Raw genomic sequence first — 13,663 nt, forward strand, 5'->3', positions numbered from 1 at the left:
ATGACCGCAGGGGACGACCTGCGTGGAAGCCCCCCTCCGTCACGGCTTACGCCCTGCCACCTCCCCTTACAGGGGAGGAAGTTTCTCAAGCGCATTCATCGCCGCGTGCACCCGCGCCTCTGCTTCGGCCCGGGGAAGCCCCGGCGGGATCACCTCGCCGAAGCGCAGCGTCACCACCCCCGGCCGCTTCAGGCCCTTTCGCGGCCAGACCAGCCCCGAATCGGTCGCGACCGGCACCACCGGCAGGTTCAGCATCCGGTAAAGCCCCGCAAAGCCGGGTTTCAGCGGCGGCGTCTCGCCAGGCTTTACCCGCGTGCCTTCGGGGAAGATCATGATCGCGCGGCCCTGCTTCACCGCCACTTGCGCGTCGCGCATCATGCCGCGCATCGCCTTCGCCGAGGCCGAGCGGTCAACCACGATCGCGCCATATTTGCGCACCGCCCAGCCCCAGAGCGGGATATTGGCCAGTTCGCGCTTCAGCACCATGGCGGGTGCGCCCAGGATACGTTGCAGCTCCATCGTCTCGAACATCGCCTGGTGCTTGGCGGGGTAGAGCGCCGGGGTGGTCGGCCGCGTGCCCTCCACCCGCACCCGGATACCCAAGATCCAGCGCGTGCAGATGCGGTGGAAGCGCGTCCAGGTCGTCGCCCAGTGGATCACCGCATGACGCCCGCCGACCGCGATCAGCGGCGACAGCAGCGCCATCACCGCCGATATCGGATAGAAGATCGCCACGAAGACGATGTTGCGAAACAGGATCACGCCCCCACTCCCGTCCAAAGCGCGATCCGGCGCAGGATCAGCTTGTTATATTCGTTGATCAGCGTGCCCAGGCGCGGCTCCGACGGCACGCCGTCGCCCAGCACCACCACCTGGTTGCCCAGCACCGCGCGCAGCTCCATCCTGGCGCGCGGCAGGTGCCAGTCGGAGGTGACCAGCCGCACGGTGCGATAGCCATGCTCGCGCACCCAGTTCGCCGTCTCCTCGGCGTTGGAGCGGGTATCGACCGCCTCGCCGCCCAGGTCGATGCAGCAGGCGAACAGCCTGGGCGAGGTGTGATAGGTGCGCGCCAGGTCGATCGGCCGCACGCCGGGCGCGACGCCGGTGACCAGCATCCGCTTGGCCTGATGCGCCTGGATGAGGGCGATGCCGCGATCGATCCGCCCCGGCCCGCCGGTCGGCACCACGATCGCATCGGTGGTGTTGTTCTCCAGCGGATGGGGCAGGCTCAGCATGAAGGCCGCGAACCCCAGGCACCAGGCAAGCGCCGCCAGACCGATCAGCCGCAGCATCTCAGAGCACCCGCCGCATCTGGCGCAGCACCGCATGGCGCGCCGCGACCACCGCCAGCAATACGAAGCCGAAGGGCAAGGCGATCAGCGCGCCCATATCCGCCACGCCCAGCCGCATACCGCCCAGCAATTCGGAATCGAGCGCCCCAACCTGCCGCGCGATGAGCAGGATGGCGCCGCCCGCGATCACGCTGCCCGCCACCGCGCCGATCCCGGCGTCGAGCGCGATGCGCCGCTGGAACAGGCGCGCCACCTGCCGGTCGGTTGCGCCGAGCATATGGATGACCTCGATCGTGCCGCGATGCGCCTCCAGCCCGGCGCGCGCCGCCAGCATCACGACGGCGGTCGTGGCGGTCAGCATCAGCAGAATGATCGCCCCGGCCAGCCAGGCGGCGGTGTCAAGCAGCCGCCCGACCGGCCCCAGCCAGGTGGCATGCGCATCGACCCGCACGGCGGGGCTGGCCCGGCTCGCCGCCGCCGAGACGCGCGCGATCGCGGCGCTCGCATCGCTGGTCAGGTCGACATCGATCAGCGCGGGCACGGGCAGTCCGGCGGCTTGCGCATCGGTGCCGAGCCAGGGCTGCAGCATCCGGGCCAGCTCAGCCTGCGGCACCGGGGTCGCGCGGGTGACGTCGGGCAGGCTGCGCAAGACCCGCAGCACCTGCGCAGCGGCGGCATCGCGGCGCTGCGTCTCGCCCTCGACGATCTGCACGGTCAGCCGCCCCGCCATCTGCCGGTCGAGCGCGCCCGCCGCCCGCGCGGTCGCAAGCCCCGCCGCGCCCGACAAGAGGGTCAGGAACAGCATGATCGCGATGACCCAGCTCATGACATGCGCGCCGCCGCCATCGTCGAGCGCCCGCGCCTCCGCCCCCGTGCTGCGCTTCGGGGTGGCCCGCGTCACAGGCCGCTCCGCACGATCGTCGAGGGCCGCGCCTCGGATGGTATGGGCCGGGTCGGTGGCAGGGGATCGGGGTCCACCAGACGCCCCCGTTCCAGATGCAGGTGATGCGCACCCGGAATCCGCTCGATCAAATGCCAGTCATGCGTCGCCATCACCACCGTCGTGCCCAGCCGGTGGAGCGAGTTGAACAGGTGGAGCAACCGCTCCGCCATGGCCGGGTCGACATTGCCCGTCGGTTCGTCGGCGACCAGCAATTCGGGGCGCGCGATGACCGCGCGGGCGATGGCCACCCGCTGCTGCTCGCCGCCCGACAGGGTCGCGGGGCGCGCCCCCGCCCGCTCGGACAGGCCGATCCAGGCCAGCATCTCGCGCACCGCGCGCGCGATTTCGCCCTCCGCCATGCCCGCAACCCGTAAAGGGAGCGCAATATTGTCGGCGGCCGACAGATGCGGGATCAGCCGGAAATCCTGGAACACCACCCCGATGCGCCGCCGAAAGCCGGGCAGCCGGTCGCGCGGCAGGATCACCGCATCCTCGCCGAACAGGCGGATGATACCCCGGCTGGGCCGCTGCGACAGATAGAGCAGCCGCAGGAGAGAGGTCTTGCCTGCGCCGCTGGCCCCGGTCAGAAAATAGAATTGGCCCGATCGCAACGTGAAGCTGACGTCGCACAGGGTTTCCTCGCCCGCGCCATAGCGAAGGCCGACATTCTCGAACTGGACGATGTTCGCCATGCCCGACCGGCCTTGGCATGGGCGGGCGCGCGCTTCAAGTTCCACGCTTCACGCTTGCCACGCCTAGGGGCGGCGTGCTTACTGGCCCGGCGGGGGGGCCTGGATCGAAGGGCCTGTCCGTCTGTGACCTGTCCCGTCGGTTGAAGTGCCTGTCCGCATGATCCTCGAATGTCCCGAGTGCCGCACCCGCTATCTGGTGCCCGACAGCGCGATCGGGCTGGAGGGGCGGACCGTGCGCTGCGCCCATTGCCGGCACAGCTGGTTCCAATCCCCGCCCGAGCCGGAACCCGAACTGCCCCTGCCCCCCGTGGCAGTCGCGGCCGATACGGCCCCGGTCGACGCGGCGGCGGACAGCGTTTTCGCCGAACCGCCGCCCCCGCCGCCGCCGGTCATCGTGCCGCCACCTGCGCCGCCGATCCTGACCCAGGACGATGCGGGCTTCGACGCCTTTGCCCATCGCCCGCCCTTCCGCGCGCGCCGCAACCCGGTGCGCCGCTGGACGATCGGGGCGGTCGCCGCCTGCCTGCTGCTGCTGCTCGCGACGGCGGCGATCATGTGGACGGGGATGCCCGGCATCGGCGGCTGGCTGGGCCTGGGCAACACCGAATCGGCACTGGAGCTACGCTCCAACCCGATCGAGCGGCGTGAGCTGGAAAACGGCTCGGAACTCTTTGCCATTTCGGGCCAGATCATCAATCCGTCGTCCAGCGCGCAGCGCGTGCCCGATCTTCGCGCCGAGTTGAAGGATGCGCAGGGTCGTGTTGTCTTTTCCTGGGCGATCGCGCCGCAGCAGCGGACGCTGGGCCCGGGCGCGTCGATCGACTTCAACTCGGCCAAGCTGGACGTACCGCCCAGCTCCAAGCGGCTGGACCTGAGCTTCGCGGGCGAGGGCGCGGCGGCGAACTGATCGCCGTCGCCTGACCCTCGCCTGGGGTTATTCCCGCCGCAGCCGCCGCGCGACGATGGCGAACCGCGCGCCGTGGAGTACTGCCGCGACCAGCATCCCGATCCCGGAGGCCCAACCGAGCGCCGCCGCCCCCCACCCCTCCGACACCAGCCACCAGCCCAGCCCGCCGGTGACCAGGAAATAGGCGACGATGCTGTTGATCCCCGCCGCGACCTGATCGTTCAGCGACCGCAGCGCATAGACCAGCACCACCTGAATCCCGTCGAACAGGATGAACGGCGCCCAGATCATCAGCATCGCCACCGCCGCCATCCGCGCCTCGGGCAGGGCGGGAAACAGGCCGACCACCGCCTGGGGCAGGGTCCAGAGCAACAGGCTGCACAGCCCCATGGTCAACACGACCATGGCCAGCGCCAGCAGGGTGCGCGGCACCGCCGCTCCCGCCGCGCCCTCGCCCACCGCGTTGCCCGCGCGCACGCCCGCCGCCGATCCCAGCCCGATCGCCAGCGCGAAGGTGACGTTGTGGAGCGAGAACACGATCTGAAAGCCATGCGCGGTCGCATCGCCCAGCCGGGTCGACAGCGCGATCAGGATGGCGAACCCGGCCAGCTCCAGGCCGGAAGCGATAGCGGGCACGAACCCGAACCGTGCCAGGCTGACCGCTCCCGCCAGCGTCGGGGTCCAGGCGGCGCGGTCCAGCCGCCGCACGCCGCGCTGTCCGCCGCGCGGCAGCCGCATCGCGCTGGCGACCATCGCGACCGCGCCGATGGCGGAGGCGATGACGGTGGCCAGCGCCGCGCCGACCGCGCCGAGCGCGGGCAGGCCCAACTCGCCCCCCGCCAGCGCCCAGGCGAGCAGCGCATTGATCGGCAGGATCGACAGATTGACCATCGTCACCCGGCTTGGGCGGCTGATCCCTTCCAGAAAGAAACTGGCGGCGATCATCACCATCTGGAACGGATAACCCAGTGCCATGACCGCCACGACCCGCGCACCCGGCTCGACCAACGCGGGCGCAACGCCGATCCCGGCGAGCAGACTTGCTGCGCCCAGCCCCAGGATCAGCATCGCGGCGATGCCCAGCATCAGCCCCAGCACCATCCCGTCGCGCAACGCCTGGCCGGTCGCGGGCAAATCCCCCGCCCCGTCCGCCCGCGACGCGCGCACCAGCACGCCCGACAGCCAGGCCAGGCCGGTGACGATGGCGATATAGGTCAGCGACCGGCTGGCCGAGAGCGCTGCCACCTCATGCTCGCCGACCCGCCCGACGACGATCACGTCGGTGACGTGCAGGATCGTCCAGTTGAGGCTGGTCAGCATCACCGGCCAGGCCAGACCGAGCAGCCGACGCGCCTCGCCCTTGGCGGAAACGGGGTCGGGGCGGAGGGATGGCGTCATGGCTTTTGCCCTAGGGCGGATAAAGGACGGACGAAAGGCATTGCGCTGCCCCGATCGCTTTGCTAGGGGCACCCGCCTACCAGCCCTCCGGCTTGCCGGTGGTGACTATCGAGTGCGGTCGTGGCGGAATTGGTAGACGCGCAACGTTGAGGTCGTTGTGGCCGAAAGGCCGTGGAAGTTCGAGTCTTCTCGACCGCACCAGATCATTCAGAACAATCCGACATCTGACGGCGAACGCCCCCGGGGCGCTCGTCCGCGCGCCCGTGCCGTCAGCGCAGGCCGACGATCGCCGCCAGCGTGTCGATGGGCAGCGGCGAGACGAAGCGGAAACCGAAACGCCCGTCCTTTACCCAGCAGATGGTGCCCGAAATCGCGGTGCCCAGCGGCCGCACGACGATATGCCCCGCCAAGCCGGGCTGGACCGCGCCCGCCGCCTCCAGCTTGGCGCCACCGGCCGAGACGTCGATCATCGCGGCGGTGAATTTGCGGTCGCCCAACCGGACATCGGCCGACAGTGTGACCGGGAAGCGTGGCGGCCGCGGGATCGTGCCGTCCTCATTCTCGGTCGAGAAGATACTTTGATAGGGCTGCGGCGAATCGAACTGCACGCCCGCCTTCTGGCCCTTCACCCAGCGGACCGTGCCGTGCACCGGGCCCAGGCCGCGCACTTCGACGGACAGCGAATCGCCGACGCGGGGCACATCGACGAATCGCGCCATCAGGCCGTTGGCCGAGATATTGTGGACCAGGCACACGCCGGGAACGTCGCCGCAGACCTTGCCCAGCAGGAGGACGGCCGAGTGCCGCTGGCCCGACCGCCGCTCGGCGGACGTCCCCTGCTGCTGTTCGACCTGCTCCATTCCCGTCCTTTCGGCCAAGATCGCCCCCATGCGATATCCGGCGTCTTCCCGGGTACTAGCGCAACACCTCTAAAAAATTAACAACTTTGCGCGTGTGCAACATCGGTTCATCACCCGGTCAGCGGCGCTGAGGCATCGGCCGCTTGTGGTCATGTTCAAAGCCCTGTAATTCGCGAGCCGTCTCATGCCTCGCGCGTCGTCTTCCCGGTCCACCCGGCCCCGCTCCTCCAAGCCCCGCTCTCCCTGGCGGCGCCGGATCGTCGTAACCCTGCAGATCCTGATCGGCCTGGCCGTGCTGGCAGTCGGCGCGCTGGCCATCGCGGTCTTCGTCGCCAAGTCGCAGCTGCCCAGCTTCGAGGAGCTGAAATCCTCGCCCAACGGGCAGATGATTCGCGTCCACGCCGCCGACGGATCGGTCATCGTCTCGCTCGGGCCGAGCTATGGCGAGTGGCTGTCCTACGACAAGATTCCGCTGGTCATGCGCGACGCGACCATCGCGGTCGAGGATCGCCGGTTCCGCGAGCATCCCGGCGTCGACCCCATCGGCATCGCCCGATCGGTCCAGGTCCGCCTGGAAAAGGGCCGGTGGAAGCAGGGCGGCTCGACCATCACCCAGCAGATCACGCGCACCATCTTCCTGAACAACCAGAAGAAGTTCGGCCGTAAGTTCCGCGAGGCGATCCTGGCGCTGGCGATGGAGCTGAAATTCTCGAAGAACCAGATTCTCGAGCTGTACCTGAACAAGGTCTATTATGGCGGCGGCGCGTACGGCATCGATGCCGCGTCCCGGAAGTTCTTCGGCCACGGCGCCGAGCATCTGAGCCTATCGGAAGCGGCGGTGATCGCGGGTCTGGTCAAGGCCCCCTCCAACTATTCGCCGACCGCCGATGCCGAGGCCGCCGTCGGCCGTGCGGGCGTGGTCATCGAGCAGATGGAGCGCAACGGCTTCATCACCGCCGCACAGGCCGCCGATGCCAATCCCCAGGCGCTGAAGCTGGCGCCCGAGCCCAAGCAGAATTCGGTCCGCTACTTCACCGACTGGGCGCTGCCGCAGCTCGACCTGCTGATTGACGAGCAGAGCGCCCCCCTCGACGTGTGGACCACGCTCGACCTGGGTATGCAGCGCGCCGCCGACAGCGCGATCCGCGCCGATGCCCCGCCGGGAACGCAAGGCGCGCTGGTCAGCCTGGACCGCGACGGCGCAGTGCGGGCGATGGTGGGTGGCCTGGATTACGTCTCCACCAACTATAACCGCGCGACGACGGCGGTCCGCCAGCCGGGATCGGCGTTCAAGCTGTTCGTCTATCTCGCCGCGCTGGAGGCGGGCCACAAGCCCGAGGACCAGGTGGTCGACGAACCGGTCACGATCGACGGCTGGAGCCCGCGCAACGATTCGCGCCGTAATTCGGGCAGTGTCTCGCTTCGCACCGCCTTTGCCTATTCGCTGAACACGGTGGCGGCGAAGCTGGGCCAGGAGGTGGGCTTCCAGACGGTCGCCGACATGGCCCGCCGCTTCGGCATCACCACGCCGGTCAACACCCACCCCTCGATGGTGCTGGGCACGTCGGAGGTGCATGTCATCGACATGGTCAGCGCCTTTGCCAGCGTCGCGAACAAGGGCGTGAAGGTGACCCCCTATGGCATCACCAAGGTGACCGCCAACGGCCAGACCATCTACACCCATGAGGTCGACCGCAGCCGGGTGCTGGTCGCGCCCTATGTCGCCGCGCAGATGACCGACCTGCTCCAGACCGCGGTCAATACCGGCACCGGCCGCGCCGCGCAGATCGGGCGGCCGGTCGCGGGCAAGACCGGCACGACCAGCAGTTCCAAGGACGGCTGGTTCCTGGGCTTCTCCAGCGGGATCACCACCGGCGTCTGGATGGGTCGCGACAATGGCAAGCCGGTCGCCGGGCTGCATGGCGGCACCGCGCCCGCCAAGGCCTTTGCCGACTATATGAAGATCGCCGTCGCCAACCGTCCGATCGAGCAGTTCGAGACCCAGGTCACCCTGCCCGAATGGCAGTTGGAGCCCGATGAGGAGAGCTATTTCGGCGAGCCCGACAATGGCGTCGCGGCGGTCGATGCCGATGGCAATCCGCTGCCCTCGCCCACGGCGGTCGCCCCCGAGGACGGCAGCGAGGCGGTGGAAATCCCGACTCGCCGCGAACCTGGCACCCCCGCCCCGCTCCAGCAGCCGGGTGGTGCCGGTCAGCCGCAACCGGCGCCCGTCCCGCCCGCCGCACCGCAACAGCGGCTGGACCAGGCGTGGATCGACCGGGTGACCGGGCGCGGCAACGGCGCGACCCCGCGCGAGGGGCGGTCGAACACGCCGCCGCGCGGCCTACCCCGTGACCGCCAGGGCGAGCGTCAGGACGACCGCCCGAACCAGTGAAGCTGCGCGCCATGCTGCCGCAGCCAGGCGGTGGCGGGCACGGGGTCTTCGCCCAGCAGCGTCGCGACGAGCGCGTGAAAGGCCGGCGCGTGGTTCATATGGACACGGTGCGCGACCTCATGCGCCACCGTCGCCCGGCGGACGAAGTCGGGCGCCAGGACCAGCCGCCAGCTATAGCGGATCGCGCCGGTCGAGGCACAGCTGCCCCAGCGCGCCTTGGGATCGGCGACGCTGACCTTCGACACCAGCACCCCGGCCGCCCGCGCGACCTCCGCCGTCTCGCGCGCCAGAATCTCCAGTGCCTGGCGTTTCAGCCACGCCTCGACCCGGCGGCCCAGCGTCTCCAGCGGGCCCGAGGCGATCAGCCGGTCGCCCTCGCGCTGGATCACCCGCGCGCGCCCCTCGACCCATTCGAGGAACAGCGTCACGTCGCCGAAGGGAATCTCGCAGCCCGGCACGAATGGCCGGGGTCGCGGCAGGCGCGCGCGCTGCTCGGCGATCCACTCCTTCTTGTCCTCGGCCCAGGCGAGCGCCTTTTTCAGCCCGGCGCGCTTGGGCACCACCAGCCGCGCGGTGCCGGTGGCCGGGTCGATGCTGAGGCGGATGGTCTTGGCAGTCGGATGACGGACGACTTCGTCGATCACAATTCTCGGTCCACGATATGGTTTTCGAAATCGCCCGCATCGTCCTCGCTGATCGTCCAGCCGCGTACCGATTGCCCGGCGCGGTGGACGGCCTCGCGGTCGCCGCAGACGAGGTAATGCCAGTCGGGCAGCGGCTCGTTCGCCGCCCGCAGGCGATAGGCGCAAGTGGTGGGCAGCCAGTCGATCGACCGGACATTGCCCATGGTCAGCCGCACGCACTCGCTGACATAGGCGCGGCGATGGCGATAATTGGAGCATTGCCCGCTGCGCCGGTCGAGCAGACGGCAGGCGACGTTGGTCGGCACCAGTTCGCCGGTTTCCTCATCCTCCAGCTTGTGGATGCAGCATTTGCCGCAGCCGTCGCACAACGCCTCCCACTGGGCGCGGTCGAGGCTTTCGATCGGCTTTTCCCAGAAACGCTCCATCAGCGCACCCACTGGTCCAGCGTCCGGGCGACCGACTCGGGCCCCTCGTCGGCGGGCACCAGCGCCAGCGGCTGGCCATCGGGGTCCATCAGATAGACCTGGCGGCTATGGTTGACCAGATAACCGCCGCCCGGCGACGGGTCGCCCTTGGCCGACCAGACGGCATAGGCCTTTTTCACCGCATCGATCTGCGCAGGCGTACCGGTCAGCCCGACGACGCGGCGGTCGAAGGCGGCCGCGAAGCGACCGACCACCGGCGCGGTGTCGCGGTCGGGGTCGACGGTGATGAACATCGGCACAATCTTGGCCGCCTTGGCGGGCGCGCTTTTGTCGAGGATTTTCAGGCCGCCCGCGATCGCCTGCATGTCGGTGGGGCAGACATCGGGGCAGAAGGTATAGCCGAAATACAGGACGCGATACTTGCCCGCGAAGTCGCGGTCGGTGACGGTCCGCCCGTTGCCATCGGTCAGCTGGAACGGCCCGCCGATCTTCGTGCCCGCCAGCGGGGCTTTCGCCTCGGGCTGGGTCGGGCCGCAACCGGCGAGCATCAGGCCCAGCGGGGCCAGGAAGGACAGGAGCAATCGGGTCATGACGCCGACAGCCTTGCTGTGATAAATCGCCCGTTGCAAGCCATGGTCCCCCATTCAGGAATGCCCTTCATGACCTTTCGCCCCCTGTTCACCGCAGCGCTTCTGGCCTCCGCGCTGACCGGCGCGGTCGCCGCCCCGGCGCTCGCCCAGATGATGCAGTCGGAAAGCTATAAATTCCTGCAAGCGGTGCGCGAGGCCAAGGGCAATGACGTGACCAACATGCTGGACAAGCCCGGCGCCAACATCATCAACACCCGCGACGTCAGCACCGGCGAAGGCGCGCTGCACATCGTCATCAAGCGCGGCGACGAGACCTATCTGCGCTTCCTGCTCCAGAAGGGCGCCGACCCGAACCTGCGCGACGGGCGCGGCAACACGCCGCTGCTGCTGGCGGTGGCGGGCGGCCAGCCCGAGATGATCCGCATCCTGACCGCTGCCAAGGCCAACCCGAACCTCGGCAATTCCAGCGGCGAGACCCCGCTGATCCGCGCCGTGCAGCGCCACGAGATCGGCATGGTCCGCGACCTGATGACCGCCGGAGCCGATCCCGACCAGCCCGACAATATCGCCGGCCTCACCGCGCGCGACTATGCCCAGCAGGATGCGCGCAACACCGCCATTGCCAAGCTGTTCGCCGATACACCGAAAAAGACCCGCGCGGCCGTGGCGGGTCCGAAGTTCTGAGATCCTTCTCTCCTCCCCTCACAGGGGAGGAGAAAGTCAGATCAGCCCCAGTTCCACCAGCTTGCCGACCAGCACCGGCGGCATCGTCTCGATCCCCGCTGCCGCGCCGCTCAGGTCGGGCGGCGCGTCCGCCGCCTCCAGATAGCGCCAGCCCTGGTGGGCGCGGCGCGGCAGGGCCTGGACCAGCACCAGTGCGGGATCGATATGGATCGCGCAGCGCCCGCCCTCGGCCTCGCCGAACGACAGGATCGGCGAGCGCGCGACCAGCTGGTGCTTCAAGATCCAGAAGAGCGATCCCTGCCCCGCCACTTCCTCATGCCGCTTGGGCAGATAGCGCGTCGTCAGGAAGACCGGCCCCTCCTGCGCCCGAATCTTCAGCCGTTCCGCGAGATGATCGATACTGGCCGCCCCGAACGCGACCTTGGTCAGATGAAGCGCCATGTCGCCGCCCATGTGGGGGTAGAGCGCTGGGATCGCTAGAGTTACGCCGTGGAATGGCTGAGCCATTCCGTTTTTGATTTCGATACTGACTTGCAATAACACCAATACGCTCATAGGGGCGCCTCAAAGGGAGCCGTTTCATGACGCTATTGATTTCCTTGGTGGCGAACGCCGCCGCCGTGACCGCACCGTCGACCACCCCGACCGTCGATCCGCAGCAAGCCGCGCGTGACGAGATCATCGTCACCGGCCAGCGGACCGAGGGCAAGGACGATTATACGATCGATGGACAGACGACCGCGACGCGCATCCCGCTGACCCTGCGCGAGACGCCGCAGTCGGTCAGCATCGTCACGCGGCAGCAGATCACCGATTTCCAGCTGAACGACGTGAACCAGTTGCTGACGACGGTGCCTGGCATCAACGTCCAGGCCAACGAGACCGACCGCGTCTATTATTCGGCGCGCGGCTTCGACATCCAGACCTTCCAGATCGACGGCATCGGCGTGCCTTTCGCTTTCGGCATCCAGACCGGATCGATCGACACCGCCATCTATGACCATATCGAGGTGGTGCGCGGCGCGCCGGGCCTGTTGTCGCCGACCGGCAATCCGTCCGCCGTCATCAACTTCGTCCGCAAGCGCCCGACCAAGGATTTGCAGGCGACGGCGAGCGTCCAGTATGGCTCGTTCAACAGCCTGCGCCTGGACGCGGATGTCAGCACACCGCTGACCAAGGACGGCCATGTCCGTGCGCGTGTCGTCGGGGTGCTGTCGGACGCCGACAGCTATCTGGATCGCTACAGCTTGCGCCGCTGGACCGGGTACGGCGTGGTCGAGGCGGACCTCGGCCCCGACACCGTGCTGAGCGGCGGTTACGGCCATCAGGATCACCAGAGTCACGGCGCGATGTGGGGCGCGCTGCCGCTGACCTATACCGACGGCACCCGCATCGACATGCCGCGATCGACCAATGTTGCGCCCGAATGGGCGGGCTGGAACGTGATCGACCGGCAAATCTTCGGCGACCTGACGCATCACTTCGCCGGGGACTGGGTCGCCCGGATCAGCGCGGTGCGCCGCGCGACCAGCGAGGCGGACGAGCTGTTCTATGTCTATGGCAATCCGGTGCGCGGGGCACCGAACGGCATCGCTCCGGACCCTGCCAATCCCGGCGAGTTCCTGGGCATCAAGAGCTATCCCGGCGCCTTCCGCGCGCAGACGCGCAACCTGACCATGGAGGCCTATGCCACCGGCCCCTTCACGCTGTTCGGGCGCGAGCACCAGCTAATGTTCGGCGTCAACCGCAGCGCGCAGGATTACAAGCAGGGATCGTCCTATGACTATTCGCAGGTCGGCCTGACGCTGCCCTTCCCCGACCTGTTCCAGGGGAATTTCCCCAAGGTCAATTTCCCGACAACCTTCTCGACCGCTTATGCATCAAGCCAGAACACCCAGACCCGGCGCGAGACCGCCTATGGCCTGGTGCGCTTCAGCTTGGCCGATCCGTTGAAGCTGATGCTGGGCGGCAACGTCACCCATGCGCGCAGCAAAGGCTTTTCCTACGACGTCGACACCAATTACGATACGACGCGCTTCTCGCCCTTCGCGGGAGTCACCTATGACCTGAGCCCGTCGCTCAGCGCCTATGCCAGCTATACGACGATCTTCAATCCGCAGGACGCGATCGGCGAGGACGGCCGTATCCTGGACCCGGTCAGCGGCAAGAATATCGAGGCCGGGATCAAGGGCGACTGGTTTGGCGGGCGGCTGAACGCCAGCGCGGCGATCTTCCGCGTCCACCAGAACAACACCGCCGAGAGCATCGGCTTCGTCAATGGCCGCTTCGTCTCGCGCGGGGTGAACGCCAAGTCGGAAGGTATCGAGTTGGAGGTCGGCGGACGGCTGGCCGAGGGGGTGCAGGTCACCGGCGGCTATACGCTGATGCGGGTCGAGGATCAGAAGGGCGACCCCGCCCGCCTGTTCGTGCCGCGCAACACCGGGCGCCTCAACATCGTCTATTCGCCGCCCGCGCTGCCTGCACTCAAAGTGGGTGCGTCGGCCCAGTATCAGAGCGTGATCTATACCCAGACTCGCTCGGTCCGGCAGGACGGCTATGCGCTGGTCGACCTGATGGCGAAGTACGACATCACCCCGCGCATCGCGCTGTCGGCGAACCTGCGCAACCTGACCAACGCGAAGTACCTGACCGCGTTGACCTTCGACGGCGGTTACTATGGCGCACCGCGCTCGATCCTGGGCACGGTGACGGTCCGGTATTGAGGTGAAAAACCCTTCCTCCCCTGCAAGGGGAGGGGGACCGCCGCGGAGCGGTGGTGGAGGGGTGTAGCCGCTCGCGAGGAACGACCTCGCTGACCGAGACACCCCCCCCC

Annotated in this window: 14 protein-coding genes and 1 tRNA gene; 5 read left to right on the forward strand and 10 right to left on the reverse strand. The window is 68.4% G+C overall.

Annotation, left to right across the window (positions count from 1 at the left end; translation table 11 throughout):
• Nucleotides 1-66: 66 nt before the first annotated feature.
• The 4 genes from SSA01S_RS17485 to ftsE are packed head-to-tail and all read right to left on the reverse strand — an operon-like array spanning nt 67 to nt 2,927.
• The gene (locus tag SSA01S_RS17485) at nt 67-762 is read right to left on the reverse strand and encodes a lysophospholipid acyltransferase family protein (protein ID WP_156477916.1); all 696 of its coding nucleotides are present in this window, start codon (nt 760-762) and stop codon (nt 67-69) included.
• Nucleotides 759-1,292: a YdcF family protein gene (locus tag SSA01S_RS17490; protein WP_061781418.1), complete on the reverse strand. Its 534-nt coding sequence runs from the start codon at nt 1,290-1,292 to the stop codon at nt 759-761. The genes SSA01S_RS17485 and SSA01S_RS17490 overlap by 4 nt, the downstream gene beginning before the upstream one ends.
• Before the next feature lies 1 nt (nt 1,293).
• On the reverse strand, nt 1,294-2,193 hold the full coding sequence (locus SSA01S_RS17495) for a cell division protein FtsX (protein ID WP_061781419.1): 900 nt from the start codon (nt 2,191-2,193) through the stop codon (nt 1,294-1,296).
• The gene (gene ftsE / locus SSA01S_RS17500; protein WP_061781420.1) at nt 2,190-2,927 is read right to left on the reverse strand and encodes a cell division ATP-binding protein FtsE; all 738 of its coding nucleotides are present in this window, start codon (nt 2,925-2,927) and stop codon (nt 2,190-2,192) included. The genes SSA01S_RS17495 and ftsE overlap by 4 nt, the downstream gene beginning before the upstream one ends.
• Before the next feature lie 157 nt (nt 2,928-3,084).
• Between ftsE and SSA01S_RS17505 the strand changes: the two genes are divergently transcribed.
• Nucleotides 3,085-3,834 carry a DUF3426 domain-containing protein gene (locus tag SSA01S_RS17505; RefSeq protein ID WP_061781421.1) on the forward strand — a complete coding sequence of 250 codons (750 nt, stop codon included), beginning with the start codon at nt 3,085-3,087 and terminating at the stop codon, nt 3,832-3,834.
• Between the two features lie 27 nt (nt 3,835-3,861).
• Here the strand turns inward: SSA01S_RS17505 and SSA01S_RS17510 are convergent, their stop codons facing one another.
• A complete protein-coding gene (locus SSA01S_RS17510; protein ID WP_061781422.1) occupies nt 3,862-5,232 on the reverse strand; it encodes an MATE family efflux transporter in 1,371 nt (456 codons plus the stop codon).
• 114 nt (nt 5,233-5,346) lie between these two features.
• On the opposite strand from SSA01S_RS17510, the gene SSA01S_RS17515 reads away from it, so the two are divergent.
• A tRNA-Leu gene (locus SSA01S_RS17515) sits at nt 5,347-5,433 on the forward strand.
• 68 nt (nt 5,434-5,501) lie between these two features.
• Here SSA01S_RS17515 and SSA01S_RS17520 read toward each other — a convergent pair.
• On the reverse strand, nt 5,502-6,092 hold the full coding sequence (locus tag SSA01S_RS17520) for a PilZ domain-containing protein (protein WP_061781423.1): 591 nt from the start codon (nt 6,090-6,092) through the stop codon (nt 5,502-5,504).
• Between the two features lie 184 nt (nt 6,093-6,276).
• Here SSA01S_RS17520 and SSA01S_RS17530 point away from each other — a divergent pair, with 184 nt between their 5' ends.
• Entirely contained in the window at nt 6,277-8,487 is a 2,211-nt protein-coding gene (locus SSA01S_RS17530; protein WP_082795169.1) for a transglycosylase domain-containing protein, read from the forward strand.
• Here SSA01S_RS17530 and SSA01S_RS17535 read toward each other — a convergent pair.
• From SSA01S_RS17535 to SSA01S_RS17545, 3 genes are read right to left on the reverse strand one after another with little or no spacing between them, the layout of a single operon-like run.
• Nucleotides 8,463-9,131: a M48 family metallopeptidase gene (locus SSA01S_RS17535; protein WP_061781426.1), complete on the reverse strand. Its 669-nt coding sequence runs from the start codon at nt 9,129-9,131 to the stop codon at nt 8,463-8,465. The two genes, SSA01S_RS17530 and SSA01S_RS17535, sit on opposite strands and share 25 nt — an antisense overlap.
• On the reverse strand, nt 9,128-9,556 hold the full coding sequence (locus tag SSA01S_RS17540; RefSeq protein WP_007406686.1) for a YcgN family cysteine cluster protein: 429 nt from the start codon (nt 9,554-9,556) through the stop codon (nt 9,128-9,130). Before SSA01S_RS17540 ends, SSA01S_RS17535 begins: the two co-directional genes overlap by 4 nt.
• The gene (locus tag SSA01S_RS17545; RefSeq protein WP_061781429.1) at nt 9,556-10,146 is read right to left on the reverse strand and encodes an SCO family protein; all 591 of its coding nucleotides are present in this window, start codon (nt 10,144-10,146) and stop codon (nt 9,556-9,558) included. Before SSA01S_RS17545 ends, SSA01S_RS17540 begins: the two co-directional genes overlap by 1 nt.
• Nucleotides 10,147-10,215: 69 nt before the next feature.
• Between SSA01S_RS17545 and SSA01S_RS17550 the strand changes: the two genes are divergently transcribed.
• On the forward strand, nt 10,216-10,830 hold the full coding sequence (locus SSA01S_RS17550; RefSeq protein ID WP_061781430.1) for an ankyrin repeat domain-containing protein: 615 nt from the start codon (nt 10,216-10,218) through the stop codon (nt 10,828-10,830).
• A gap of 36 nt (nt 10,831-10,866) precedes the next feature.
• On the opposite strand, the gene SSA01S_RS17555 is transcribed toward SSA01S_RS17550, so the two are convergent.
• The gene (locus SSA01S_RS17555) at nt 10,867-11,271 is read right to left on the reverse strand and encodes a DUF1489 family protein (RefSeq protein WP_061781431.1); all 405 of its coding nucleotides are present in this window, start codon (nt 11,269-11,271) and stop codon (nt 10,867-10,869) included.
• 140 nt (nt 11,272-11,411) lie between these two features.
• Between SSA01S_RS17555 and SSA01S_RS17560 the strand changes: the two genes are divergently transcribed.
• The gene (locus tag SSA01S_RS17560) at nt 11,412-13,553 is read left to right on the forward strand and encodes a TonB-dependent siderophore receptor (protein WP_061781427.1); all 2,142 of its coding nucleotides are present in this window, start codon (nt 11,412-11,414) and stop codon (nt 13,551-13,553) included.
• Nucleotides 13,554-13,663 lie beyond the last annotated feature (110 nt).

The sequence above is a fragment of the Sphingomonas sanguinis NBRC 13937 genome, assembly GCF_001591005.1.
GTDB lineage: Bacteria > Pseudomonadota > Alphaproteobacteria > Sphingomonadales > Sphingomonadaceae > Sphingomonas > Sphingomonas sanguinis.